Origin of the sequence: Castellaniella sp., assembly GCF_049650445.1 — a bacterium.
Classification (GTDB): Bacteria; Pseudomonadota; Gammaproteobacteria; order Burkholderiales; family Burkholderiaceae_B; genus Castellaniella.
On the sequence record NZ_JBASAD010000017.1, the window covers coordinates 54,805 to 78,324 of the forward strand.

Annotated in this window: 25 protein-coding genes and 1 tRNA gene; 7 read left to right on the forward strand and 19 right to left on the reverse strand. The window is 64.5% G+C overall.

Going from position 1 to position 23,520, the window contains the following annotated elements; translation table 11 throughout:
- Positions 1-261: 261 nt before the first annotated feature.
- The 7 genes from WA983_RS05870 to WA983_RS05900 all read right to left on the reverse strand — a co-directional run bounded on the left by WA983_RS05870 (position 262) and on the right by WA983_RS05900 (position 5,821).
- Complete coding sequence (locus WA983_RS05870; RefSeq protein ID WP_424311734.1) at positions 262-2,307, reverse strand: methyl-accepting chemotaxis protein; 2,046 nt, start codon at positions 2,305-2,307, stop codon at positions 262-264.
- Positions 2,308-2,512: 205 nt separating this feature from the next.
- On the reverse strand, positions 2,513-2,830 hold the full coding sequence (locus WA983_RS05875) for a cupin domain-containing protein (protein ID WP_424248414.1): 318 nt from the start codon (positions 2,828-2,830) through the stop codon (positions 2,513-2,515).
- A complete protein-coding gene (locus WA983_RS05880; RefSeq protein ID WP_424248416.1) occupies positions 2,764-2,952 on the reverse strand; it encodes a hypothetical protein in 189 nt (62 codons plus the stop codon). Before WA983_RS05880 ends, WA983_RS05875 begins: the two co-directional genes overlap by 67 nt.
- Positions 2,953-3,019: 67 nt before the next feature.
- On the reverse strand, positions 3,020-3,373 hold the full coding sequence (locus tag WA983_RS05885) for a class I SAM-dependent methyltransferase (RefSeq protein WP_424248418.1): 354 nt from the start codon (positions 3,371-3,373) through the stop codon (positions 3,020-3,022).
- 117 nt (positions 3,374-3,490) lie between these two features.
- On the reverse strand, positions 3,491-5,116 hold the full coding sequence (locus WA983_RS05890) for a GMC family oxidoreductase (RefSeq protein WP_424248420.1): 1,626 nt from the start codon (positions 5,114-5,116) through the stop codon (positions 3,491-3,493).
- 34 nt (positions 5,117-5,150) lie between these two features.
- Entirely contained in the window at positions 5,151-5,582 is a 432-nt protein-coding gene (locus tag WA983_RS05895) for a sugar dehydrogenase complex small subunit (protein ID WP_424248422.1), read from the reverse strand.
- A gap of 163 nt (positions 5,583-5,745) precedes the next feature.
- Positions 5,746-5,821: transfer RNA gene (locus WA983_RS05900), tRNA-Ala, on the reverse strand.
- Positions 5,822-6,009: 188 nt separating this feature from the next.
- On the opposite strand from WA983_RS05900, the gene argG reads away from it, so the two are divergent.
- Entirely contained in the window at positions 6,010-7,353 is a 1,344-nt protein-coding gene (gene argG, locus WA983_RS05905; RefSeq protein ID WP_424311735.1) for an argininosuccinate synthase, read from the forward strand.
- Positions 7,354-7,478: 125 nt separating this feature from the next.
- On the opposite strand, the gene WA983_RS05910 is transcribed toward argG, so the two are convergent.
- Positions 7,479-7,814 (reverse strand): DUF3579 domain-containing protein, encoded by a 336-nt coding sequence (locus WA983_RS05910; RefSeq protein WP_424251094.1) that lies wholly within the window; start codon positions 7,812-7,814, stop codon positions 7,479-7,481.
- A 190-nt stretch (positions 7,815-8,004) separates the two neighbouring features.
- Here WA983_RS05910 and argF point away from each other — a divergent pair, with 190 nt between their 5' ends.
- Positions 8,005-8,955, forward strand: coding sequence for an ornithine carbamoyltransferase (gene argF, locus WA983_RS05915; protein ID WP_424251096.1), 951 nt, complete (start codon positions 8,005-8,007; stop codon positions 8,953-8,955).
- 131 nt (positions 8,956-9,086) lie between these two features.
- Here the strand turns inward: argF and rpsT are convergent, their stop codons facing one another.
- From rpsT to WA983_RS05960, 9 genes are all read right to left on the reverse strand, one after another.
- Positions 9,087-9,350: a 30S ribosomal protein S20 gene (gene rpsT, locus WA983_RS05920; RefSeq protein WP_424251098.1), complete on the reverse strand. Its 264-nt coding sequence runs from the start codon at positions 9,348-9,350 to the stop codon at positions 9,087-9,089.
- Between the two features lie 45 nt (positions 9,351-9,395).
- Positions 9,396-10,952, reverse strand: a complete 1,557-nt coding sequence (murJ, locus tag WA983_RS05925) for a murein biosynthesis integral membrane protein MurJ (protein WP_424311736.1) — start codon at positions 10,950-10,952, stop codon at positions 9,396-9,398.
- Entirely contained in the window at positions 10,953-11,711 is a 759-nt protein-coding gene (locus tag WA983_RS05930; protein ID WP_424251102.1) for a 3-hydroxyacyl-CoA dehydrogenase, read from the reverse strand.
- Between the two features lie 25 nt (positions 11,712-11,736).
- Positions 11,737-12,405, reverse strand: coding sequence for an adenylate kinase (adk, locus tag WA983_RS05935; RefSeq protein ID WP_424251104.1), 669 nt, complete (start codon positions 12,403-12,405; stop codon positions 11,737-11,739).
- A 72-nt stretch (positions 12,406-12,477) separates the two neighbouring features.
- Complete coding sequence (kdsB, locus tag WA983_RS05940; protein ID WP_424251106.1) at positions 12,478-13,260, reverse strand: 3-deoxy-manno-octulosonate cytidylyltransferase; 783 nt, start codon at positions 13,258-13,260, stop codon at positions 12,478-12,480.
- 32 nt (positions 13,261-13,292) lie between these two features.
- The gene (locus tag WA983_RS05945) at positions 13,293-13,472 is read right to left on the reverse strand and encodes a Trm112 family protein (protein WP_424251108.1); all 180 of its coding nucleotides are present in this window, start codon (positions 13,470-13,472) and stop codon (positions 13,293-13,295) included.
- A gap of 102 nt (positions 13,473-13,574) precedes the next feature.
- Positions 13,575-14,660 carry a tetraacyldisaccharide 4'-kinase gene (gene lpxK / locus WA983_RS05950; RefSeq protein WP_424311758.1) on the reverse strand — a complete coding sequence of 362 codons (1,086 nt, stop codon included), beginning with the start codon at positions 14,658-14,660 and terminating at the stop codon, positions 13,575-13,577.
- Positions 14,661-14,783: 123 nt separating this feature from the next.
- A complete protein-coding gene (locus WA983_RS05955) occupies positions 14,784-15,197 on the reverse strand; it encodes an ExbD/TolR family protein (RefSeq protein ID WP_424248731.1) in 414 nt (137 codons plus the stop codon).
- Positions 15,194-15,802, reverse strand: a complete 609-nt coding sequence (locus WA983_RS05960) for a MotA/TolQ/ExbB proton channel family protein (protein WP_424248729.1) — start codon at positions 15,800-15,802, stop codon at positions 15,194-15,196. Before WA983_RS05960 ends, WA983_RS05955 begins: the two co-directional genes overlap by 4 nt.
- Before the next feature lie 475 nt (positions 15,803-16,277).
- Between WA983_RS05960 and xseA the strand changes: the two genes are divergently transcribed.
- From xseA to WA983_RS05975, 3 genes are all read left to right on the forward strand, one after another.
- A complete protein-coding gene (xseA, locus tag WA983_RS05965; protein ID WP_424248727.1) occupies positions 16,278-17,579 on the forward strand; it encodes an exodeoxyribonuclease VII large subunit in 1,302 nt (433 codons plus the stop codon).
- Positions 17,580-17,589: 10 nt separating this feature from the next.
- The gene (gene sodB, locus WA983_RS05970; RefSeq protein ID WP_424248725.1) at positions 17,590-18,168 is read left to right on the forward strand and encodes a superoxide dismutase [Fe]; all 579 of its coding nucleotides are present in this window, start codon (positions 17,590-17,592) and stop codon (positions 18,166-18,168) included.
- Positions 18,169-18,440: 272 nt separating this feature from the next.
- Positions 18,441-19,676: an MFS transporter gene (locus tag WA983_RS05975; RefSeq protein ID WP_424248723.1), complete on the forward strand. Its 1,236-nt coding sequence runs from the start codon at positions 18,441-18,443 to the stop codon at positions 19,674-19,676.
- Positions 19,677-19,728: 52 nt separating this feature from the next.
- Here WA983_RS05975 and WA983_RS05980 read toward each other — a convergent pair whose 3' ends face one another.
- Together WA983_RS05980 and WA983_RS05985 are read right to left on the reverse strand one after the other, a co-directional pair.
- Entirely contained in the window at positions 19,729-20,070 is a 342-nt protein-coding gene (locus tag WA983_RS05980) for a DUF192 domain-containing protein (RefSeq protein WP_424311737.1), read from the reverse strand.
- Between the two features lie 260 nt (positions 20,071-20,330).
- Positions 20,331-20,570, reverse strand: a complete 240-nt coding sequence (locus tag WA983_RS05985) for a cold-shock protein (protein ID WP_424248719.1) — start codon at positions 20,568-20,570, stop codon at positions 20,331-20,333.
- A 134-nt stretch (positions 20,571-20,704) separates the two neighbouring features.
- On the opposite strand from WA983_RS05985, the gene clpS reads away from it, so the two are divergent.
- Both clpS and clpA read left to right on the forward strand, forming a co-directional pair.
- Positions 20,705-21,028: an ATP-dependent Clp protease adapter ClpS gene (gene clpS / locus WA983_RS05990; RefSeq protein WP_424248717.1), complete on the forward strand. Its 324-nt coding sequence runs from the start codon at positions 20,705-20,707 to the stop codon at positions 21,026-21,028.
- A 169-nt stretch (positions 21,029-21,197) separates the two neighbouring features.
- Positions 21,198-23,516 carry an ATP-dependent Clp protease ATP-binding subunit ClpA gene (clpA, locus tag WA983_RS05995; RefSeq protein WP_424248715.1) on the forward strand — a complete coding sequence of 773 codons (2,319 nt, stop codon included), beginning with the start codon at positions 21,198-21,200 and terminating at the stop codon, positions 23,514-23,516.
- The last annotated feature ends 4 nt before the right edge of the window (positions 23,517-23,520 follow it).

Genomic DNA, 23,520 nt, shown 5'->3' on the forward strand with positions numbered 1-23,520 from the left:
CCTGTCGGTCGTACGAAGACGAACGGACACCTTGGAAATCGGTTTCAGTTTGGGTCATTACGGGATAAGGGGGCTCGGCCGCACAGCGTATCGGAGATGAGTTGAGAGGCGGCGGACGAGAGGATGGAGAATGCGTGCGCTGCGATAAGACAGGAGATTTTACGAGATAATGCTTTAAAAGTTAAGATTTTAGCGGATAAAAGACAAACGACGCCGCCCGTGTGTCGCTAGTTGGACACACGGGCGGCGAGTACGCTTGATTTAGACGCGGGTGGCCAGCAGCCGGGGCGCTCGTGCGGGGGCCTTCAGCGTGTGGGGACCAGCGGCGGGGCGCCGTGTGTCCGCCTGTGCCGGCGTGTCGAGGTGGAAGAACGCGACCTGGGCGACCAGGGTATCGGCTTGCTCCTGCAGGCTGGCGGCCGCTGCAGCCGATTCCTCGACCAGGCTGGCGTTCTGGCGGGTGACGTCGTCCATCTGGGTGACGGCGGCATTGATTTCCTCGATGCCGGTGGTCTGTTCGCGGCTGGCCGCGCTGATCTCGCCCATGATGTCGGTGACGCGGTTGATGCCGTCGACGATTTCCTGCATGGTGGCGCCTGCTCGCGCCGCCTGTTCGCTGCCCCGGGTGGTGGATGCCACCGAGATGTCGATCAGGGTCTTGATTTCCTTGGCGGCGCCGGCCGACCGTTGCGCCAGCGCGCGGACTTCGGAGGCGACCACGGCGAAGCCCCGGCCTTGTTCGCCGGCGCGCGCGGCCTCGACCGCCGCGTTCAGGGCCAGGATATTGGTCTGGAAGGCGATGCTGTCGATGACGCCGATGATGTCGGCAACCTGCTGACCCCGTGAGTCGATTTCGCCCATGGTGGTGACCAGTTCGGCGACGATGGCGCCGCCTTCGGTGGCGGTGCGGCCTGCCGTCTCGGCCAGGGCGTTGGCCTGCTGGGCGTTGTCGGCGTTCTGACGCACGGTGGCGGTGATTTCCTCCATCGTGGCGGCGGTCTCGGCCAGGGAACTGGCCTGTTGCTCGGTGCGTGAGGACAGGTCCAGGTTGCCGGCCGTGATCTGGCTCGAGGCCGAAGCAATGGAGTCGGCGCCGTTGCGGACCTGGCTGACGATGTCGGACAGGCGGTCGCGCATGTCCCGCAGGGCGAACAACAGGCTGACGCGATCCTGGTCCTTCAGTTCGATGGGAACGGCCAGATCACCCGTGGCAATCCGGTTCAGGAGGTCCGTGGCGTAGGCAGGTTCACCGCCCAACTGGCGCAGCAACGCCCGGGTGATCAGGTAATTGGCCAGGCCCGCCAGCAGGCTGAGCAGCACGATGCCGCCGCCGAGCAACAGGCGGGTGTGGGACAGCGCGTCGGCGCGGTCGTTCAGCACGGATTCCAACTGTTTCAGAGCGACCTGATCGAGCGCGTACTGGGCGTCGATGGCCCGCGTATAGTGGGTGAAGAAATCGGTGGCCGGGAACTGCAGGGTTTGAGTCTGGAGGATTTCTTTCTGGGCCAGTTCAATGGCCTGGCGGGCTTCCTGGAGCGCCGTCCGGCCGGGTTCGGCCAGACGGGCACCCAGCTCGGGAAATTGCCGAGCGGCGCTTTCCAGTGCGTCGTTCAGGCTGATGTAGTGTTCTTCGGCACGATTGATCAGCACCATGACCCGCAGCCGTTCGGCGTCGGAGGCTTCGTGGCGGGCCAGCAGACCGGCCCCCATGCCGCGGGTCTGGCCGAACATTTCAGTCAGCATGGGCACCTGGTTCAGAGCCATGTCCACCAGGTAATAGCCCTGGGCCTGCGGGTCGAAGCTCAGCCCGTAGTGCTGCAGCAGCAGGGATTTGGCCCGCAGCAACTGGGCAATCAGATCGACGTGGGCCTGAAAGTTGTCGGCGGGTTTGATCGCCTTGCGGGCGACTTGGTCTTCCAGCGTTTTCCAGCCTTGCAGGGCTTCTTGCCAGACACCGAGCACGGCCGGATCGCGGACGTCCTGGCGCAGATCGGCGTCCAGCGCCTCGAAGACGCGGTCGGTGTCGGTTTGCAAGGCCGCGCGCCGGGATTCGGCCGACGTGTCGCCGTTCAGGGTGATCATGGACAGGCCGCGATGCTGCTGCGTCAGTTGCAGGACCTTCATCATCTGGTGCATGGGCTGCAGGCCGCGCAGTTCGAGCCGTGTGGCGTCGATCGTCTTGCCGGACTCGAGCACGTACAGGATGAAGGGCGCGGCGACCAGCACCACGCCGAAGAGCGCCAGCACGGCGAATTTTTGCCAGAGGCGGAGCCGGTTCAGGGCAGTATCGATGGTGCTGTGTGTCATGTGGGCGTTCCTGTCGGTACGGCACCCTGGGAAGTGGGGGCCGACGGTGGCTCAATGGTTTAAGTTTAATAATTGTAAAGTTGAGCCAGTGGGAAAAACCCTGATCGGACCGGAGTAAGCGGGAAGAGTGTGCAGGCTTTAACCTGAATCAATGTTTTTAACGAAGATTGCCGTGACTTGAGTCTTTGGCACCACACTCAAACCATCAGCGGTGGACGGCCAGCCAGATCGTAGGGCGACCGGGAGCCGTCGCATCTACACGATGCCTGAGACCCGCAGGTATCCAGTAGTGGTCGCCCGGTTCCAGCGAGACAAGGGTGTCGCGGCCTTCAAGCTGAAGCGTGGCCGAGCCCTGCAAAACGATGACCCATTCATCTTCGTCCTGTTCGTACCAGAAGCCGGGTGGGCTTTTCTGCCCGTGAGACACAATGCGTTCGATGCGCAGCCCGGGGACGTTCAGCAGATCGTCGAATGCTTCACGGCTTGTGTCAACGGGTATGGCGGCAAAGAGATTCTTGAGCATATTGACTGTGTATTCCGAGTGAGCTGTCTGACATTGTGGACGGGCGCTTGGGGTTGCGGCCGGATGTTCTGGTTCATGTGAAAGACGCTCATCGGGTCGTATCGGACCTTGATGGACGGCAAGATATGAGAAATGGAACTTCCTCAAAATCCAGGGCGATGTGAACAGCCGTTTTTCGATGCAGTCCGATTATTTGCTTCCCACCGTCAATAGCAACTCGTTGGGTCCCTTCCATCCCGTGGGTGTTTGAAAGGTCTCGAGCCGCTCTTCCATCTCGTCCCAGGCGGCGTCCTTTACCGGTTCATTGAGTGCGCTCAGGATTCGGATGATGGGCGAGGCCGAGCAACGGATGAAGTCCAGATATGCTTTGGCGGACGGCAGGTTGAGGCTCTCGGCGTCAGCCATCCTGGTCTCTATGTTGTTCAATCCGGCCTGTTGCGCGTTGGCTGCGGCGAACTCCAGGATTGCCGCAGAAATGTCGGTTGCCAGCACATGGCCGGCAGGCCCTGCGCTCGTGCGGCATCCAGTGCCAGCGCCTGACACGCTGAGGGGTAAGCTTCGTCATGACAATGATAATCGCCGCTGATCGGCGTTTCCATTGTTTCTTCAATGCACCGTTGGCATGAGCCGTCCGACCTGTTTGCTGCCCGTCAGCAGAGTTCAGGCCGGTGTCCGGAATTGCCGCTCGATGGCATCGGCCGCTCGCAGGCTCAGGGCGGCGATGGTCAGGCTGGGGTTGGCGGTCCCGCCTGTAGGGAACACGCTGGAACCCAGGATGAACAGGTTCTGATGATCGTGGCTGCGCAGTTGCGCATCCACCACTGAATCGCGGGGGGCGGTGCCCATGCGACACGTGCCCATGATGTGTCCTGCCCCAAAGAAATCCGTCGCATGTTGGATGGCGCTGGCCTGCAGCCGCCCAAAGATTTCAGTATGGTCCTTCCTGGCCTGCTGCATGCCTTGCTGGACATAATCATCAATGCGATAGTGGATGCGCGGCAGGGGAATCCCATAGTGGTCCCGTTTTGCGGGATCCAGTGTCACCCGGTTGTCGGCCTCGGGCAATTGCTCGGTCAGGGCGGTCAAGCGCAGATGGCGGGATGTTTCGTGGGCCAGCGTCCGATTCAGGTCGGTGGCGGACAGACCGCGACTGGCCAGTTGGGCGGCCGATGTCAGTGGCGCCCCCGTCGGCCAGTTCCAGCCGTCATTGCCGATTTCGATACGGTAGGCGCTGCGGCTGCTGCGAAAGCCGCCATCACGCAGATTCTCGATGCCCGACGTGGACAGGGGGCCTCGGTAGGGATAGACAGGATCCTGGCTGAGTGCCCACGAAAGCTGTACAGGATGATCCATCAGGTTCCTGCCCACCTGGTCCGAACGGTTGGCCAGCCCGCCGGGCCAGGCCTCGGTGCGCGAGGCCAGCAGCAGGCGGGGCGTTTCGATGGCATGACAGGCCAGAATGAATATCGCCGCCTGGACCTGCCCTTCGGATTGATCCCATCGACGGAATCGGGCCGAGCGGATCCGGCCCTGCTCATCGGGGATCAGTTGCACCACCGTGCTTTGGTCCAGCAGCGTGGCCCCGGCGGCCTGGGCCTGTTTCAGATGGACGGTGGCGTCGTACTTGGCTTGTACCGGACAGACCGGAATGCAACTGGAGCTGCCACAGCACGGCGGCCTTTGGTCATGCACGACCGAATTGCGTGCTTGAGGGGTGGCCTGAACCTGGAACTGCGTGTGTTGCAGGGCCTGTGTCAGCGTGCGATCCAGATAGGTTTGCGGGATGGCGGGCAGCAGAAACGGCCCGCTGCGCGGCGAGCCCAGATCGTGATCAGAGTCCCCGGAAACCCCTAACGCATGCTCGGCCTGCAGATAGTAAGGCTCTAGATCGGAATAGCGGATGGGCCAGTCCACACCCCGACCATGCAGGGTCTGCATCTGGAAATCGGCAGGCAGCAGGCGCAGACAGGTGCCCAGCCAGTGCCAGGTGGTGCCTCCTACCACTTTCAGATAGGTGCTCTTGAAGAAATCCGGACCTTCCTGTTGGTACCAGTCATCCAGGCGATCCGTGGTGGGATGCATGGCTTCAGGCTGGATGGGGTAAGCGCATTCGGGGACCTTGATGGCGGCGTTCCAGAAATTCTGCACTGCCTGGGCGCGGTCCACGGGCTTGCCCGCCTCGAGAATGAGGACACGCAGGCCGGCCTTGGCCAGGCGGGCGGCCGCCAGGGCACCTGCGACGCCGGAGCCGACAACGACGATGTCGGCTTGCAAGGATTGAGTCATGGGATTCCTGTGGATTGTGCTGCAGGAGGATCGTTCAGGCGGTGTGCCCGGACGGCGGGTCTGACCAGTAACCGGTGGGCCCCCCGCAACTGCCCGGTGCGTGCAGGAACGGGGCGCTGCTCCAGGTCAGGGCCTGCGTGAATCCCACGACGACAGCGCCTGTGCCGGTATCCATCAGGCCGGAAAACCAGATCGATCGCAATTCACTGGCCAGAGAGGCGTCGGCTTGAGCATCCTGCTGCAGTGCCTGCAGCCTGGAAGATTTTCCCTGGGTCTGGAATGCCTGCAGAATGCGTTGCGCCATGCTGCGGTCCAGCGTCGCTGCAGGGCGATGGCAGAGTGTGGCGCTGAGCTGGATGAATGCATCGAGCGTGAGGGGAGGGCTCTGCGCCCAGCCCGGCGCGGGCAGGCCAAGGGCCAGCGTGGAAACGGCGCCCAGCATCAGGGAACGGCGTTGAGTGTCCATGCAAGTCCTCCGGTCGGATGACAGCCTGCAGGCGCCAGGCTGATGAATCATCATAACGGATTGGGGATTTATCAAAAAACGCACGATTTGCTGGCAAATCTGCTGCCAATCGGGAACAACGGACGAAAAAAAACCACCTGAAAAATCAAGTGGTTTGTTTTCTTGGTGGAGACGAGGAGGATCGAACTCCCGACCTTCGCATTGCGAACGCGACGCTCTCCCAGCTGAGCTACGTCCCCGAAAGACGTGAATTCTAGCACAGAAAAAACGGAGAGCGGGTCCTTGGGCAGCCGTCGTCCATCAGAGGGGGGCGGGTGCGGATGCGCAGGATGGCGCCATGGGCGACTACGCAGTACAGGCCGTTCGGGCCATGCGGCGACGATATAATGGCGGATTGATTTCAATTTCAGGCTTATCCGGATCCCCCATGAGCACAACCATTCTTGAAAACCTGCCGATCGGGCAGAAGGTCGGCATCGCCTTTTCGGGCGGGCTGGATACCAGCGCCGCGCTGCTGTGGATGAAGAACAAGGGCGCGCTGCCGTTCTCCTATACGGCGAACCTGGGGCAGCCCGACGAGCCGGATTACGACGAAATCCCCCGCAAGGCCCTGCGCTACGGCGCTCAGGGCGCGCGCCTGGTCGATTGCCGTGCGCAACTGGTGGCCGAGGGCATCGCCGCCCTGCAATGCAGCGCCTTTCATATTTCCACCGGCGGGGTGACGTACTTCAACACCACGCCGATCGGCCGTGCGGTCACGGGCACGATGTTGGTGTCGGCCATGCGCGAAGACGATGTCCACATCTGGGGCGACGGCAGCACGTTCAAGGGCAACGACATCGAGCGTTTCTATCGCTACGGCCTGTTGACCAATCCGGACCTGAAGATCTACAAGCCCTGGCTGGACCAGCAGTTCATCGATGAGCTGGGCGGCCGCGCCGAGATGTCCCAGTACATGCAGGAAAACGGCTTCGACTACAAGATGTCGGCGGAAAAGGCCTATTCCACAGACTCCAACATGCTGGGCGCCACGCACGAGGCCAAGGATCTGGAACACCTGAATTCCGGCATCCGCATCGTCCAGCCCATCATGGGTGTGGCGTTCTGGAAGCCCGAGGTCGAGGTCAAGGCCGAGGAAGTCACGGTGCGCTTCGAGCAGGGCCAGCCGGTGGCCCTGAATGGGGTCGAATACGCCGACCCGGTCGAACTGATGCTGGAGGCCAACCGCATCGGTGGGCGTCACGGCCTGGGCATGAGCGACCAGATCGAGAACCGCATCATCGAGGCCAAGAGCCGCGGCATCTACGAGGCCCCGGGCATGGCGCTGCTGCACATCGCCTACGAGCGCCTGGTGACCGGGATTCACAACGAGGACACGATCGAGCAGTACCGCATCAATGGCCTGCGTCTGGGCCGTCTGCTGTATCAGGGGCGCTGGTTCGATCCCCAGGCCATCATGCTGCGCGAGACCGCCCAGCGCTGGGTGGCGCGCGCCATCACCGGCGAGGTTGCGCTGGAACTGCGCCGGGGCAATGACTATTCCATCCTGGATACGCGTTCGCCCAACCTGACCTATCACCCAGACCGCCTGACGATGGAAAAGGGCGAATCCGTGTTCTCGCCGCTGGACCGCATCGGCCAGTTGACGATGCGCAATCTGGACATCGTGGATACGCGTGCCAAGCTGTTCACATACACTCAGACGGGCCTGCTGACCAAGACCAGCCAGTCGGACATTCCGCAACTGAAGCAGGATACGCCGGTGAAGTAATCCGGGCGGGGCGCATGCGCCTCTCGCCCATGGCGTGATATTGGGGCTCCCTGCGGGGAGCCCCGTTCATATCCGGCTTCGGCGTCGGTCCTTGCCTGCCGTGGCAGGGCTGCGAGGCAGGCGCTTCAGGCTGCCGATGAGACCGATGGGGGAGCATCCCCGGAGTTGGTGCATTCGGCCGTGTCGGTGGTCTGCAGATGATTGTTGTCGGCGAAATCGCAGGCGAATTTCCAGGCCAGGGGTTCAAGCTGGCGCAGGCGATGGTCGATCATCACGCAGGGCAGGCCATCCAGGGTGCGCGGCATGGCGTAGGGGGAGTAGGACAGGGGATTGGCGATGGAACCGGCCGGGCGGAACTGGGACAGGACCCCCGCCAGACGCTCGGCCCAGTCGCTGGGTCGAAACCGCTGGCCCTCCAGGGTCTTGCCGTGGATGATCAGGTGCTGGACAGGGTCGCTCATGTGGTGGTTCCAAAGATGGGACACACGTCCTGAGGCGCCAGGGGTTTGGCGAGTATCGCGGGCCGGATGGCGTACGAGGTCAAGGACGGGTGACATCCCCTTCGCCGGGCATTGTATCCGATCGAGGGGGGCAAAGCTTTGCATGCGTTCCGGGCACACGGTAAGATGGTCGTTTTACTCAAGGTTTGACATGTCTGCCGCCAATCCGACCGGGCCTTTGCGTCATTTTCTGCAATTGCGTGATTTTTCCGAGGATGAAATCCTTTACGTGATTGACCGGGCGCGCCTCATCAAGGACAAGTTCAAACGCTATCTGCCGCACCATACCTTGCATGACCGCAACCTGGCCATGGTGTTCGAAAAGGCCAGTACCCGCACCCGGGTGTCGTTCGAGGCCGGCATGTATCAGTTGGGCGGCTCGGTCATCTACCTGACCACCGAAGGCTCTCAACTGGGCCGCTCCGAACCCATCGAGGACACCGCCCGCGTGATCTCGCGCATGGTCGACCTGGTGATGATCCGCACCTTCGAGCAGACGCGCATCGAGCGTTTTGCCGCTCATTCGCGGGTGCCGGTCATCAACGGGCTGACCAACGAATACCACCCCTGCCAGATCCTGGCCGACATCCTGACCTTCATCGAGCATCGCGGCTCGATCCGGGGCAAGACGGTCGCCTGGATCGGTGATGCCAACAATATGTCCTACACCTGGCTGCAGGCGGCCGAACTGCTGGGCTTCACCCTGCACGTGTCGGCACCGGCCGGTTACCGTCTGGATCCGCTCCGGGTGGGCAGCCAGCCGGTCTCCATCCTGCGCGAATTCGACGATCCGATCGAGGCCTGCAAGGGAGCCGATCTGGTCACGACGGACGTCTGGACCAGCATGGGCTACGAGGCCGAAAACGAGGCTCGTCGTCTGGCCTTTGCCGATTGGTGCGTGGATGACCGCATGATGGCGGTCGCCAATGTCGACGCCGTGTTCATGCACTGCCTGCCGGCGCACCGGGGCGAAGAGGTCACCGGTGACGTCATCGACGGGCCTCAGAGCGTCGTCTGGGACGAGGCGGAAAATCGCCTGCATGTCCAGAAAGCGCTGATGGAGTTCCTGCTGCTGGGGCGTCTGGGAGCAGGGGCTTCTTGATATCTCGGGGCCGAGGCCTCGGTCAGAGAGCAGGACCGTCTTCCGGCGGTCCGGTCTCGCCGGCGCTGCGCACAAAATGAAAAAGGACGCCGCAGCGTCCTTTTTTCTGGCGCAAGCCCCGGGGGCCTGGATCAGGCCAGAGCCTTGATCGCGATCGACAGGCGGCTCTTGTGGCGAGCTGCCTTGTTCTTGTGGATGATCTGCTTGTCAGCCACGCGGTCGATGACAGCGCTGGCCTTGCGGAAGACTTCGTTGGCGGCGGTCTGATCGCCCGCTTCGATGGCCTGGCGCACGCGCTTGATGGCGGTGCGCAGCATCGAACGCATGCTGGCGTTGTGTTTGTTATGAGCGACGGCCTGGCGGGCGCGCTTGCGAGCTTGAGCGGAATTAGCCATAAAAGTATTTGTATTCGGGGTTGCGTCAAAGACAGCGATTTTAGCCTATGAACGCCGGCGTGTAAAGTCTTTCGGACGAAAACCGAATAAAAACAAGGCGCTGAAATAGCCCAGGACGGCCAGGGCCAGCACGGCCGTCAGCCAGGCGGCCCGGATGCCCGGATGGGCACCCAGGGCGATCCAGTCCAGGTGGCGGTCGGCGGCCAGCAGCACGGCGGCCAGGACAGCCAAGGCAGGCAGCAGGCGCAGGCAGAAGCGGGGCCAGCCGGGCAGGGGGGTGTAGAGCCCCCGGCGACGCAGCAGGATCACCAGAGTCAGGGCGTTGGCGCTGGCGCCCAGGCCGATGGACAAGGCCAGTCCCGCATGGGCCAGCCAGGGCACCAGGGCCAGATTCAGCAACTGGGTAAACACCAGCACGGCGATGGCGATGCGCACCGGGGTGCGGATGTCCTGCTTGGCGTAGAAGCCCGGGGCCAGGATCTTGATCGCCAACAGGCCGAGCAGGCCGACGGCGTAGGCCATGACGGCCAGTTGGGTCTGGGCCACGTCGGCAGGAGAGAAGGCGCCATAGTTGAACAGAACGGCCACCAGGCCGTCGGACAGCAGCGCCATGCCCAGGGCGGCCGGCAGGCCCAGCAGCAGCACCAGGCGCAGGCCCCAGTCCAGCAGGGCGTTGTAGGCCGCGTGATCCTGGCGCCCATGGGCCGCCGACAGACTGGGCAGCAGCACCGTGCCCAGGGCGACGCCCAGCAGGGCGGTGGGGAATTCCATCAGACGGTCGGCGAAGGACAGCCAGGTGACGCTGCCCGGCGCAAGCCAGGTGGCGATATTGGTGTTGATCAGCAAGGATAACTGGGCGACCGACACCCCCAGAGTGGCCGGCAGCATCTGCCGCAGGATGCGGCGCACCGTCGGATCGCCCCAGGCCGCCCGCAGGCCCAGACCCCAGCGCGGCAGCAGGCCCAAGCGGCCCAATGCGACCCACTGCACGGCCAGTTGCAGCACGCCGCCGATCATGACGCCCGCCGCCAGGGCGTGGATGGGTTCGGCCATGCGGTCGGCCAGCAGCAGGCTGGCGCCGATCATCGACAGGTTCAGCAGGACCGGGGTAAAGGCCGGGACGGCAAAGCGGCTGAAGGTGTTGAGGACGCCCGAGGCGAAAGCCACCAGCGACATGCAGATGATGTAGGGGAACATCAACCGGGTCATCCAGACGGCCTCGCCGAATTCGTGGGCGCGATCGGCGTTGCGCATGCCGCTGGCCATGGCGGTGACGACCCAGGTCGCGCCGAGCATGCCGACGAGCGTGACGCCGCACAGGGCGACGAACAACAGCAGGGCTACCCGATCCAGCAGACGGCGCAGGGTTTCATGGTCGCCGCGCTGGCGGACTTCTCCCAGGATAGGGACGAATGCCTGGGAAAATGCGCCTTCGGCGAACAGGCGGCGCAGCAGATTGGGGATGCGGAAAGCAACCCAGAACGCGTCCGTCAGCGGCCCCGCGCCATACATCGACGCGATGAGCACATCGCGCAACATGCCGGTGACCCGGGAAAACAGAGTCAGGCCGCTGATCGTCGCGGCCGAACGCAAAAGGCTCAATTATTTCGGTGCCATGCGGATGGCGCCGTCCAGACGGATCGTTTCGCCGTTGAGCATGTCGTTCTCGAAGATCGAGAGCACCAGCTTGGCGTAGTCCTCGGGACGGCCCAGGCGCGGAGGGAAGGGCACGCTGGCCGCCAGGGAGTCCTGCACTTCCTGGGGCATGCCGAATATCATGGGCGTGCCGAAGATGCCCGGGGCGATGGTCATGCAGCGGATGCCCAGGCGCGACAGGTCGCGGGCGATGGCCAGGGTCATGCCGACGATGCCGGCCTTGGAGGCCGCGTAGGCGGATTGGCCGATCTGGCCGTCGTAGGCGGCGACCGAGGCGGTGTTGACGAGCACGCCGCGCTCGCCCGTGGCCTGCGGTTCGTTGGCCGACATGGCCTGGGCGGCCAGCCGGGCCATATTGAAGGAGCCGATCAGGTTGATGTCGATCACGCGGCGAAACAGAGACAGTTCGTGCGGACCGTTTTTGCCGACGATGCGCGAAGCAGGCGCGATGCCGGCGCAATTGACCAGGCCGCGCAGCGTGCCTTGCGCCAGGGCGGCGTCGACGGCCGCCTGTGCGTCGGCTTCGGCGGTGACGTCGCAATGGATATAGGTCTGGCCGAGTTCAGCGGCGAGGGCCTGTCCGGCTTCGTCCTGGACGTCGGCCAGGACCACGCGGGCGCCCTGGGCGGTCAGGGCGCGGGCCGTGCCGGCGCCCAGGCCCGAGGCACCGCCGGTGATGAGGATGACTTGATTGCGGATGTCCATGGCGATGTCCGGTTCCGGTCGCGGGTCAGGCGGCGTGGTGCGCGCGCAGGATGTCGAGGATGCGGTTGCGGATCTCGTCGACCGAGCCCACACCCGAGATCTGAGCATAGCGGGGCGCTTCGACGGCGCCGGTGGCGGCCCAGCCGGAGTAGTAGTCCACCAGCGGGCGGGTCTGATCGCGGTAGACCGACAGGCGGTGACGCACGGTGTCCTCGCGGTCATCGTCGCGCTGGATCAGGGGTTCACCAGTCTCGTCATCCAGTCCTGCGCGTTTGGGCGGGTTGAATTTGAGATGATAGGTGCGGCCGCTGGCCACGTGCACACGCCGGCCGCTCATGCGCTCGATGATGTTTTCCTCGGGGACGGTGATCTCGATCACGTAGTCCAGCGGTACATGGGCGTTCTTCAGCGCGTCGGCCTGGGGAATGGTGCGCGGGAAGCCGTCGAACAGGTAGCCGGCCTTGCAGTCGGGCTGTTGCAGGCGGTCACGGACCAGGCCAATGATGATGTCGTCGGAGACCAGGCCACCGCTGTCCATGATTTTCTTGGCTTCCAGGCCCAGCGGGGTCTGCGCCTTGACTGCTGCGCGCAGCATGTCGCCGGTCGAAATCTGCGGAATGCCGAATGTTTCGGTGATGTAGGCCGCCTGGGTGCCTTTTCCCGCCCCGGGGGGGCCGAGCAGAATCAAACGCATGATGTCCTCCGATTAATCACTTTTCTTCAAATTTTTCCGATTATGCCGCAATGCAGCAAATCCTGCATCGATTCAGGTCAACGCGGGCGGGGAGCCGCCGTGGTCGAACAGGGCGCGCACTCGGGCCAGATCTTCAGGGGTGTCCACCCCGCGCGCCGGAATGGCATCGGCGGTGTGGACCAGGATGGAAAAGCCCTGTTCCAGGGCGCGCAGTTGCTCCAGGGCCTCGACGCGTTCGAGCCGGCCCGGGGGCAGTGTCGGGAATTGCCGCAGGAAACCGGCACGGTAGGCATACAGGCCGATGTGCAGCCAGGCCGGCAGCCCCGGGGCCAGGTGCTGCCGGCCGTCGGCCAGCGCGTCTCGGGCCCAGGGAATGGGGGCGCGGGAAAAATACAGGGCGCGGGCGTCGGCGCCGCAGACGACCTTGACCGCGTTCGGATTGAACAGGGTCTCGGCGTCGAGGATGGGCGCTGCACAGGTGGCGATGGCGGCGTCGGGACGCTGCGCCAACAGGATGGCCACGGCATCGATCAGGGCGGGCTCGATCAGCGGCTCGTCGCCCTGAACGTTGACCACGATGGCGTCGTCATCCAGGCCCAGCGTCGTGGCGACCTCGGCCAGCCGGTCGGTGCCCGTGGGGTGATCGACGCGCGTCATCAGGGCTTCGATGCCATGTTCAGCCGCCGCACGGGCGATGTCGGCGTGGTCGGTGGCGATCAGGACCCGGCCAGCGCCTGAACGGGCGGCCTGGCGCGCAGTGCGTACCACCATCGGCAGGCCGCCCAGGTCCAGCAGCGGCTTGCCGGGCAAGCGGGTGGACGCGGCGCGCGCCGGGATGACGACGGTGAAATTCATGCAGTCTTTGTGTGTGGGTCGGCTTGGTGCGGTCATTCCGACGGCGCCACGTCCAGCGAGCGGGCCTCGGTGGGCAGCATGATGGGCACACCGTCGCGGATGGGGAAGGCCAGGCGGTCGGCCGCGCAGACCAGTTCCTGGCGTTCGCGGTCGTGGCGCAGTGTGCTCTTGCAGACGGGGCAGACCAGGATTTGCAGCAGGCGGGTTTCCATGAGAGCGTGGATATCCGGAAAGAGGGGAAGCCTAGAGTGTAATGCCTGCCGCCGCGCTTGTGCGATGCGGATGCGCGGAGCATGGGACGTCCGCGCGCCGACTCATGGGGCGCGGGCCCGCCTGTGCGCGGCGACGGCCTGCAGCGCCCGGTCGACCTCGTCCAGCCAATTGGGGTCGGAGAACACCGGGGCCGCCCGCACGGTCCACAGGCGGGGATCGTGCGGCGGGACGCATTTCACGGCGTCCTTGGGGGTGATCAGGATCGGACCAGGTGGCAGATCACGGAGTACACCAGGCGGAATGGCCTGATGGTCGGGAATGCGCAGGGTACGTGACAGGGTGACGCCGGCGGCGCGCAGCATGGCGAAGAAGCGTTCGGGTTGGCCGATGCCCGCTGCCGCGCTGCAGGGGAGCGTGCCGTGTTCGGCGTGCCAGTCTGTCCAGGGCAGGTCGCGACCGCTGGCCAGATGGGTGGCGCCTTCTGGTTCCAGGCGCATGAGGACGGCGCGCGGCGCGTGTCCGATGTCCGCATGCGTGCTCGTATGGGTGTCCGTGCCGCCGCCCGTGCTCGCCGCAGACACGGGCGGCGGCACGGGCTCGTCAGCCGCCAGATGGGTGATGAGCCAGTCGGCCTGTGTCAGCCGGGGCGGCGGTTCTCGCAGAGGGCCGGCCGGCAGCAGGCGTCCATTGCCCACGCCGCGCCCGTCCTGGACGATGAGTTCCAGATCGCGTGCCAGCGCTGTGTGTTGCAGGCCGTCGTCGGCGATCAGTACATCCACTTCCGGATGGGCGGCCAGCAGGGTCGCTGCCGCCCGGGCGCGTCGGGGATGAACGGCGACCGGCGCTCCGGTGGCCGTGTGGATCAGCGCAGGTTCGTCGCCCAGTCGGGGGGCGTCGCCGCCCGCATCGCTCAGACGGGGTTCGGGGCCCACAGTGACACCGTAGCCTCGGCTGACGATGCCGGGATGCCAGCCGCGTGCTTGCAGGGCCTGGCAGACGGCGATGGTGACCGGTGTCTTGCCGGTCCCGCCGACCAGGATGTTGCCCACGACCAGGACCGGCACCGGGGCCTGCCAGGCGGTCCGGGCCTGGGCGCGCAGGCGTCGTGCCGACAGCCGGCCATAGAGCCAGGCCAGAGGCAGGAGCAGGGTGCTTGTCACGCCGCGCCGGCGCCAGACCGCCAGCATGCAGTCTTCGAGCTGGCGGCTCACATGGCCTCCTTGGGGCGGCCCGGCGCGCTCATCGTACCCCCTTGGCGCTGCGCGCCATCCCCCCTGGGGGGAGTTCGCGCTTGGGGCGGCCCGGCGCGCTCACGGCCTCGCCTGGGTCAGGAAATGGACCTTGCCGATGTGCGCGAGGCGGGCGGCTTCCAGAGCGCGGACTACGGCGGCGTGCGTGGCCTGGCCGTCGGCGTCGATGCGCAGGGCGAGGTCAGGCTTGTCCGCCGCTGCCTGGCGCAGGGCGTCGGCCAGGGCGATGTCGTTCGTCGCATCGACGAAATGGCCGTCCAGTGCATACAGGCCGTCGCGGCTGATGGCCAGTTCCAGGAAGGGCGAGGTGTCCGGCGCTTCGGCCTGGGCCTGGGGCAGGGCGACCTGCAACTGGCGGTGGCGGGTGAAGGACGTCGAGGCTGCCAGGAAAATCAGGATCACCAGCAGCACGTCGATCAGCGGGATCAGGTTGATCTCGGGCTCGTCGTGGGCGCGGCGGTGGTGAAAGTTCATGTCGCGGCGCGCCGGCTGATCAGGCGGTTCAAGGTTTCGGCCTCGCGTTCCATGGTGTGCAGGAAATATTCGACGCGGGAACGGAAATAGCGGTGAAAGGCCAGCGCGGGGATGGCGATCAGGATGCCGAAGCCCGTGTTGTACAGAGCGATGGAGATGCCCCGGGCCAGTTGGGCCGGGTCGCCGCCGGCGGGGTCGTAGGCGCCGAAGATCTCGATCATGCCGATCACGGTGCCAAACAGGCCCAGCAGCGGGGCGATGACGGAAATCGTCGCCAGGGCGGGCAGGTAGCGGTTCAGTCGCCAGGACACGTCGCGACCGACGGCCTCGACGGCGGCCAGCCGCCAGGCGTCGTCCTGATGCCGATGGGCGGCGATCTCGGCAAGGATGCGGCCCATGGGGCTGCCGCGTGCGAGGCGCAGCACGGCGTCGGGATCGTCCTGCTGCCGGCGCACCAGTTCGAGCACCTGTTCGGGCAGGCCGGCAGGCATGACCTGGCGGGCGCGCAGGGCCAGGAATCGTTCTATGATGATTGCCAGCGTGATGACCGAGGTGGCAACGAGCAGCCAGATCGGCCAGCCGGCCGCGTGAATGATGTCCAGCACAGTCCTGATCCTTAGGGATGAGCCCGGACATGTGCCAGTCCCAGTGGACTGGCACATGCCTGGAGAATCCGAGCGGCGTGCAAGCCGCAAGGTGGACGCACGCGCCGGAAGGCGCAGCGTGGAGGCATTTTACCGCTGGGCCGCCCCAAGGTAAAAAGCGCCCTCTTGGGGGGGGGCAGCAAGCCGAAGGTGCAGCGTGGGGGGCTTTTTAAAGCCTGAACTTGAATCAGGGCGCGGCTTTCCCGCCGGTATCCACAGTTCCTGTGGATAATTCTGTGCACAAGAGCCCGGAGGCGCACGTTTCATGGCCCTTCGAACTAGATTGGTTATTTTTTGCACACCTGGCGATAAATTTTCAATTAATTAAAAATCAATGACTTAGGTTGATTTTTTGAAGTGAATATTGATGAGTCATCTTGATACGCCCGAAAACAGGCGAGTTTGACAAACCGAGGCTTTCTGTGGATAGGTTTCAATGAGTTTTTCGGCTTCAAGGCCTGTGGAGCGCGGTGTTTCGGGAGGTGACACGGTTTTGACCGTGTCGCAGCTCAATCGCCGGGTGGCGCAATTGCTGGAGGACGGCGTGCCGCGTCTTTGGGTGGCAGGCGAGATTTCCAACTTCACCCGGGCGGCTTCCGGACACTGGTATTTCTCCATCAAGGACGAGGCTGCCGCTGTGCGTGCGGTGATGTTTCGCGGGCGCGCCCAGGCGGTGGGATTCGTCCCCGAGATCGGTGGACGCTACGAGTTCCGTGTTCAGGTCTCGCTGTACGAGCCCCGGGGCGATTACCAGGTGCAGGTCGATTCCCTGCGTCAGGCGGGGCGGGGTGATCTGCACGAGGCGTTCCTGCGCCTGCGCGACCGGCTCACGGACGAGGGCCTGATCGATCCGGCGCGGCGGCGACCGTTGCCGGTCCTGCCCCGGACGGTGGGGGTCGTGACCTCGCTGTCGGCGGCGGCCCTGCGCGATGTGCTGGCCGTCATGGCGCGGCGTGCGCCGCACGTGCGCGTCATCATCTATCCGGCTCAGGTCCAGGGGCGCGACGCTGCGCCACAACTGTGCGCGGCACTGGACCGGGCCGCCGAGCGGGCCGAGATCGACACCTTGCTGCTGGTGCGTGGCGGCGGCAGTCTGGAAGACTTGTGGTGCTTCAATGACGAGGCGCTGGCGCGCCGCATTGCCGCCAGTCCGGTGCCGGTCGTCAGCGGGGTAGGACACGAAACGGATTTCACCATCGCCGATTTCGTGGCCGACCTGCGTGCGCCCACGCCGACGGCGGCGGCCGAACTGTGCTGCGAGGATCGTACGCAGGTTCTGGGCCGCCTGCGGGCCGCGCGCGATCTGCTGATCCGGGGCCAGCAGCGCCGTCTGGAACACGCGGCCATCCGCCTGGACCGGGCGCGTGCCCAACTCGTGTCCCCGGCCCAGCGTCTGCAATTGCGGCGTCAGCGCCTGGAACTCGCCGCACGGCGGTTGCAGGCGGGTCTGGATCGCCTGCTGCGGGAACGCCGCCAGCGCCCGCCGGTCGCGCTGGAGCGTCTGTCTTCGGGCCTGGATGGTCTGTTGCAGCGCCGCCATCGGCGGTTGGATGCGGTCCTGGCCGCCTTGGGTGCGCTGGACCCGCATCGGGTGCTGGGGCGTGGCTATGCACTGGTTCGCCAGGTCGACGGGACGATCGTCAAAAATGCGTTAGACTTGAAGATTCATGAGCCCATCGAGATCGAGTTTGGCCAGGGCCGTGCCCAGGCCGAGGTCACCCGAACTGATTTTCTTTGAAGGAACTGTCATGGCTTTTACTCTGCCGCCGCTGCCTTATGCAATGGACGCTCTGGCGCCCCATATTTCCCAAGAAACGCTGGAATACCACTACGGCAAGCATCATCAGGCCTACGTCACGAACCTGAACAAGGCGGTCGAAGGGACTGATATGGCCTCCCTGAGCCTGGAAGACGTGATCCGCAAGTCCAGCGGCGGCGTGTTCAACAACGCGGCCCAGGTCTGGAACCACACCTTCTACTGGAACAGCCTGTCGCCCAAGGGCGGCGGTGAGCCTGCCGGTGCGCTGCGCCAGGCCATTGAAGCCAAGTGGGGCAGTGTGGATGCCTTCAAGACGGCCTTCACCCAATCCGCCGCCGGCAACTTCGGTTCCGGCTGGACCTGGTTGGTCAAGAAGACCGATGGCAGCCTGGACATCGTCAACACCAGCAACGCCGGCACCGTCGTCAACACTGCCGACAAGGCCCTGCTGACCTGTGACGTGTGGGAACACGCCTATTACATCGACTATCGCAACGCCCGTCCCAAGTACCTGGAAAATTTCTGGAACCTGGTGAACTGGGACTTCGCGGCGGCCAACCTCGGATGAGATCGGGCATGAAATGGTCCCTGCGGACCATTTCATGCCTATCGAATCGGAGCGCCTTGCAAGGCGCGACGTGGGGGGATGCCACAATTTGGAAGTGGCTCCAGCCTGACGAATCCAGGTGTGGATCACCTCCGCAAAAACGGCGAACGCGACACTGCGTCCGCCGTTTTTTTACCGCAGGGCCGCCCCAAGGTAAAAGGCACCCCCTCGGGGGGCAGCAAGCAGGCGAAGCCTGTGCAGCGTGGGGGCCTGTTCTATGTATGGAACCAATGATGACGCACGCTCACGCTGACGCCCCCGATCTGTTGCCGGAAAAGATTCAGAACGAAAATATCTGGCGCTTGTCGATTGCCCAGGCGCTGGCCGGCGCGAACGCGGTGGTGGTCTACGCCACGGGTGCCATCGTCGGCGACCAGTTGGCGCCTTCGCCGGTGCTGGCGACGCTGCCTATTTCGATTTTCGTGGTGGGGATGGCGGCCTGCATTCTGCCTGCGGGCGCGCTTGCCCGACGGCATGGGCGGCTTGCAGCCTTCCTGGCCGGGACCGGTGCCGGTGTGCTGGCCGGTCTGCTGGCCATGTGCGCCGTGTTGCTGGGATCGTTCTGGCTATTTTGCCTGTCGACCTTTTTCGGTGGCGGCTATGCCGCCGTGGTGCTGTCGTTTCGCTTTGCGGCCACCGACGGCGTCGCGCCGGGCCGGCGTGCCCGCGCGCTTTCGCTGGTCATGGCCGGAGGCGTCGCGGCAGGGGTCGTCGGGCCGCAACTGGTCACCTACACGATGGATTGGTGGCCGCCGCATCGCTTCACGGCCACGTATCTGATGCAGGCTGTCGTGGCGGCACTGTCCGCCCTGATCCTGCTGGGGGTGAAGCTGCCCCTGCCCACTGCTCAGGAAATCGCCGGTGGGCGGCCTTTGGGATTCATCGCGCGCCAGCCGCGTTTCATTGCTGCGGCGACGTGCGGGGCGGTGACTTATCTGCTGATGAATTTTCTGATGACCTCCGCCCCGCTGGCGATGCACATGAGCGGGCATTCCCAGGAATCCGCCAACTGGGGCCTGCAATGGCATGTGATCGCCATGTACGGACCCAGTTTTTTCACGGGCAGCCTGATCACGCGCTGGGGTGCCAACCGCGTGGTGGCGGCAGGCCTGGTGCTGACCGGCTTGTCCGCTGCGGTCGGCTTGGGTGGCGTGGACGTGTCGCATTTTTGGGTGACGCTGATTCTGCTGGGGCTGGGCTGGAACTTCGGTTTCCTGGGCGCATCCGCGCTGGTGCTCGAATGCCACAGGCCCGAGGAAAAGACCCGGGTCCAGTCGCTCAACGATTTCATCGTGTTCGGCCTGATGGCGATCGGTTCGTTCTCGTCGGGCGGGCTGCTCGCCGCCTATGGCTGGGATGTGGTGTTGTGGGTGTCCTTTGCGCCGCTCGTGCTGGCCTTCGCCGCGCTGGCCATGATGGCCGGGCGCAAGGACTCCGACCTTGAGCAGCAGGAGAACACAGCGTCCTGATCCTCGGGGACCCGGGGCGGTGCCGTCCTGCGGCGCGGGGCGATACGGTGCTTCAGCGCGTCACACGGTCGCCCACCCGGACGCCGGCACGGGCGAACCAGCCCCGGTTCATTTCCAGGGTCTGGGTGATGGGGCCCGGCGGGCAATGTGGGTCCAGGCTGCGTGGCTGCATGTCCTGGATGTCGATGATGCGCCCGTCCCGGTCGATGAAGGCGATGGACAGGGGGATGAGGGTGTTCTTCATCCAGAAGCAATGGATGTCCGGCTCGCCCAGTTCGAACAGCATGCCGGCGTCGGCCGCCATCGTGCTCCGGTGCATCAGCCCTTCGCTCAGTGCCTCGGGCGTGGCGGCGTATTCCGCTTGAATGGCATGACCGCCCACCTGCAGCGTCACGGTCGGCAGCGGCGGCTGTGCGGTCGCTGAACAGATGGCCAGTAGGCCTGTCAGCAGTAAAACGGTGGCTGGGGTTCTCTTCATTAAGCCATATTACAGGCAAAAAAATAGGGCGCTTCGCTGCGCCCTCGGCTTGCACCCACCGCGGCCTGCATGCCGCTCGGATTCGTCTGACATAGGACAGTCCGTCTGGAATGCCCTATGTCCCGCCTCATCCCCGCATCGCGTTAAAATGAAAGAGAGTATTCCGACCCTGTGTTTCAGGCGGCGGAGATGTTCAAGGCCTGTTTGCCTTTCGGACCCTGCGCGATATCGAAAACGACCTTCTGCCCTTCTTTCAGGGTCTTGAAGCCGTTCATCTGAATGGATGAAAAATGTGCGAAAAGGTCTTCGCCCCCGTTGTCGGGGGTAATGAAGCCAAAGCCCTTGGCGTCATTGAACCATTTGACCGTTCCAGTCAGCTTTTGTGACTCTCCGGCGTTTTCGATGGATTCCGACATGCAAACTGCCTCTCGACTATAGTGTAGGGTTTGAACGGACCCCGGCTACCCATAGGGTGGCCTGCGGGACACGACGATCATGCTGAATTCCGCATCGTTCAGTCAACTATGGAAACCACTAGGTTCTGATTCACATGCCGACCGATATTCAAAATCAGCAGCAACTGGTGCGTGAAGCCGCGCCGGTGCGCCTCGCGCCGCCGCCGATGTATCAGGTCGTGTTGCTGAACGACGACTACACACCGATGGATTTCGTGGTCCACGTGTTGCAGCGGGTCTTTCACAAGGGCGGCGAGGAAGCCGAGCGGATCATGCTGCAGGTCCACCACCAGGGTCGGGGCGTCTGCGGCATCTACACGCGTGACGTGGCCGCCACCCGGGTCGATGCCGTACTGCATCTGGCCCATGCCGACCAGCATCCCCTGCAATGCCTGATGGAACCAGTGCCATTTTTTTGACGCCGGGCCTTTTCCTCTCCCCGGCTCAGTGCCCACGTGCGCTTTGAAAGACCCGAGAACCAGTCCTAGGGACGATCCCGAGTTCCCGTGCGCCAAACGGCGGGCTGTTTTAGTCATAGAATAGGCATAACGGATTGCTTGATCCGCTCCGATATGCAATGGAGGAAGCGTGATTTCCGAAGAACTCGAAGTCAGCCTGCACATGGCGTTTGTCGAGGCCCGCGCCGCTCGACACGAATTCATCACCGTGGAGCATTTGCTGCTGTCCCTGCTGGACAATGCTTCAGCCGTCGAAGTCCTGCGCGCCTGCGCGGCGGACGTCGAATTGCTGCGTCAGGACTTGCGCAAGTTCATCGTCGAGAACACGCCGGTCTTCCCCGGCGAGGGCGACGTCGACACGCAACCCACGCTGGGTTTCCAGCGCGTGATCCAGCGCGCCATCATGCACGTGTCCTCCAACGGGTCCAGCAAGAACGCCGTGACCGGTGCCAACGTGCTGGTCGCCATGTATGGCGAAAAGGACTCGCACGCGGTGTATTTCCTGGTGCAGCAGGGGGTGTCCCGGCTGGATGTGGTCAATTACCTGTCCCACGGCATCACCAAGGTCTCCGAGGAACCTCCGGCGGCGGAAAATCCGCGTCTGGAGCCGCCTGCCGCCGACCCGAAGGCCGAGCAGCAGAAGTCGCCCCTGGAAACCTATGCCACGGACCTCAATGCCGAGGCCCTCAAGGGCCGCATCGATCCGCTGATCGGTCGCGAGGACGAGGTCGAGCGCGTCATCCAGGTGCTGTGCCGCCGGCGCAAGAACAATCCTCTGCTGGTGGGTGAGGCCGGAGTCGGCAAGACCGCCATTGCCGAGGGCCTGGCCTGGCGCATCACCCAGGGCGACGTGCCCGAAGTCCTGAACGAGACCCAGGTCTACGCGCTGGACATGGGCGCGCTGCTGGCGGGCACCAAGTACCGGGGCGACTTCGAACAGCGCCTGAAGCTGGTGCTCAAGGCCCTGAAGGACAACCGCCATGCGGTGCTGTTCATCGATGAAATTCACACGCTGATCGGCGCGGGCTCCGCATCGGGCGGCACGCTGGACGCCTCCAACCTGCTCAAGCCGGCGCTGTCCTCCGGCTACCTGAAGTGCATCGGAGCGACCACCTACACCGAATACCGCGGCGTCTTCGAAAAGGATCATGCGCTGGCGCGGCGCTTCCAGAAGATCGACATCCCCGAGCCGACCGTCGAGCAGACCATCCGCATCCTGCGTGGCCTGAAGGCGCGCTTCGAGGCCCACCACCAGGTGCGCTATTCGGGGGCGGCGATCACGGCGGCGGCGGAACTGGCCGCGCGCCACATCAGCGACCGCTTCCTGCCGGACAAGGCCATCGACGTGATCGACGAGGCCGGCGCCGCCCAGCGCCTGCTGCCCAAGTCGCGCCAGAAAAAACTCATCGGCCGTGCCGAGATTCAGACCACGGTGGCGCGCATCGCCCGCATCCCGCCGCAGAACGTGTCCACGGACGACCGCAACAAGCTCGCCACGCTGGAACGCGACCTGAAGGCTGTCGTGTTCGGTCAGGATCAGGCCATTTCTGCGCTGGCTGCCTCGATCAAGATGGCGCGCTCGGGCTTGGGCCGCCCTGACAAGCCGATCGGCTGCTTCCTGTTTTCCGGCCCGACGGGCGTGGGCAAGACCGAGGTCGCGCGCCAGCTGGCCTTCGTCCTGGGCATCGAGTTGCTGCGCTTCGACATGTCCGAATACATGGAACGCCACACCGTGTCGCGCCTGATCGGCGCGCCGCCGGGCTACGTCGGTTTCGACCAGGGCGGCCTGCTGACCGAGGCCGTGACCAAGCAGCCGCATTGCGTGCTGCTGCTCGACGAAATCGAAAAAGCACACCCGGACGTCTACAACATCCTGCTGCAGGTCATGGACCACGGCACGCTGACCGACAACAATGGCCGCAAGGCCGACTTCCGCAACGTGATCCTGGTGATGACCACCAATGCGGGCGCCGACACGCTGAACCGCAACGCCATCGGCTTCGCCGCGCCGCAGCGCACGGGCGACGAGATGGCCGAAATCAAGCGCCAGTTCACGCCCGAGTTCCGCAACCGGCTGGATGCGATCATCGGCTTCGAGTCGCTGCCGCGCGAGGTCATCCTCCAGGTCGTGGACAAGTTCCTCATGCAGCTCGAGGACCAGCTTCACGACAAGCACGTCGATGTCCTGTTCACGCAGGCGCTGCGCGACCATCTGGCCCGGGCAGGCTTCGATCCGGCGATGGGCGCACGGCCCATGCAGCGCCTGATCCAGGACACCATCCGTCGGGCCCTGGCCGATGAACTGTTGTTCGGTCGTCTGGTGCACGGCGGGCGGGTCGAGGTCGATCTGGACGCCAACGAGCAGGTCGTGCTGGTCTTCCCCGAGGGTGACCAGGGCACGGGGGTCGTGCCCGAGCCTTCCCGGCCCGAGCCCGAGCTCGTGGACTAGGGCC

Bases quoted from the DNA above. Each gene is read 5' to 3' on its own strand.
- WA983_RS05870 (WP_424311734.1), bottom strand. From the start codon at position 2,307: ATGACACACAGCACCATCGATACTGCCCTGAACCGGCTCCGCCTCTGG.
- WA983_RS05875 (WP_424248414.1), bottom strand. From the start codon at position 2,830: ATGCTCAAGAATCTCTTTGCCGCCATACCCGTTGACACAAGCCGTGAA.
- WA983_RS05890 (WP_424248420.1), bottom strand. From the start codon at position 5,116: ATGACTCAATCCTTGCAAGCCGACATCGTCGTTGTCGGCTCCGGCGTC.
- WA983_RS05895 (WP_424248422.1), bottom strand. From the start codon at position 5,582: ATGGACACTCAACGCCGTTCCCTGATGCTGGGCGCCGTTTCCACGCTG.
- argG (WP_424311735.1), top strand. From the start codon at position 6,010: ATGAGCACAACCATTCTTGAAAACCTGCCGATCGGGCAGAAGGTCGGC.
- WA983_RS05910 (WP_424251094.1), bottom strand. From the start codon at position 7,814: ATGAGCGACCCTGTCCAGCACCTGATCATCCACGGCAAGACCCTGGAG.
- argF (WP_424251096.1), top strand. From the start codon at position 8,005: ATGTCTGCCGCCAATCCGACCGGGCCTTTGCGTCATTTTCTGCAATTG.
- rpsT (WP_424251098.1), bottom strand. From the start codon at position 9,350: ATGGCTAATTCCGCTCAAGCTCGCAAGCGCGCCCGCCAGGCCGTCGCT.
- WA983_RS05930 (WP_424251102.1), bottom strand. From the start codon at position 11,711: ATGGACATCCGCAATCAAGTCATCCTCATCACCGGCGGTGCCTCGGGC.
- adk (WP_424251104.1), bottom strand. From the start codon at position 12,405: ATGCGTTTGATTCTGCTCGGCCCCCCCGGGGCGGGAAAAGGCACCCAG.
- kdsB (WP_424251106.1), bottom strand. From the start codon at position 13,260: ATGAATTTCACCGTCGTCATCCCGGCGCGCGCCGCGTCCACCCGCTTG.
- WA983_RS05945 (WP_424251108.1), bottom strand. From the start codon at position 13,472: ATGGAAACCCGCCTGCTGCAAATCCTGGTCTGCCCCGTCTGCAAGAGC.
- lpxK (WP_424311758.1), bottom strand. From the start codon at position 14,660: ATGCTGGCGGTCTGGCGCCGGCGCGGCGTGACAAGCACCCTGCTCCTG.
- WA983_RS05955 (WP_424248731.1), bottom strand. From the start codon at position 15,197: ATGAACTTTCACCACCGCCGCGCCCACGACGAGCCCGAGATCAACCTG.
- xseA (WP_424248727.1), top strand. From the start codon at position 16,278: ATGAGTTTTTCGGCTTCAAGGCCTGTGGAGCGCGGTGTTTCGGGAGGT.
- sodB (WP_424248725.1), top strand. From the start codon at position 17,590: ATGGCTTTTACTCTGCCGCCGCTGCCTTATGCAATGGACGCTCTGGCG.
- WA983_RS05975 (WP_424248723.1), top strand. From the start codon at position 18,441: ATGACGCACGCTCACGCTGACGCCCCCGATCTGTTGCCGGAAAAGATT.
- WA983_RS05985 (WP_424248719.1), bottom strand. From the start codon at position 20,570: ATGTCGGAATCCATCGAAAACGCCGGAGAGTCACAAAAGCTGACTGGA.
- clpS (WP_424248717.1), top strand. From the start codon at position 20,705: ATGCCGACCGATATTCAAAATCAGCAGCAACTGGTGCGTGAAGCCGCG.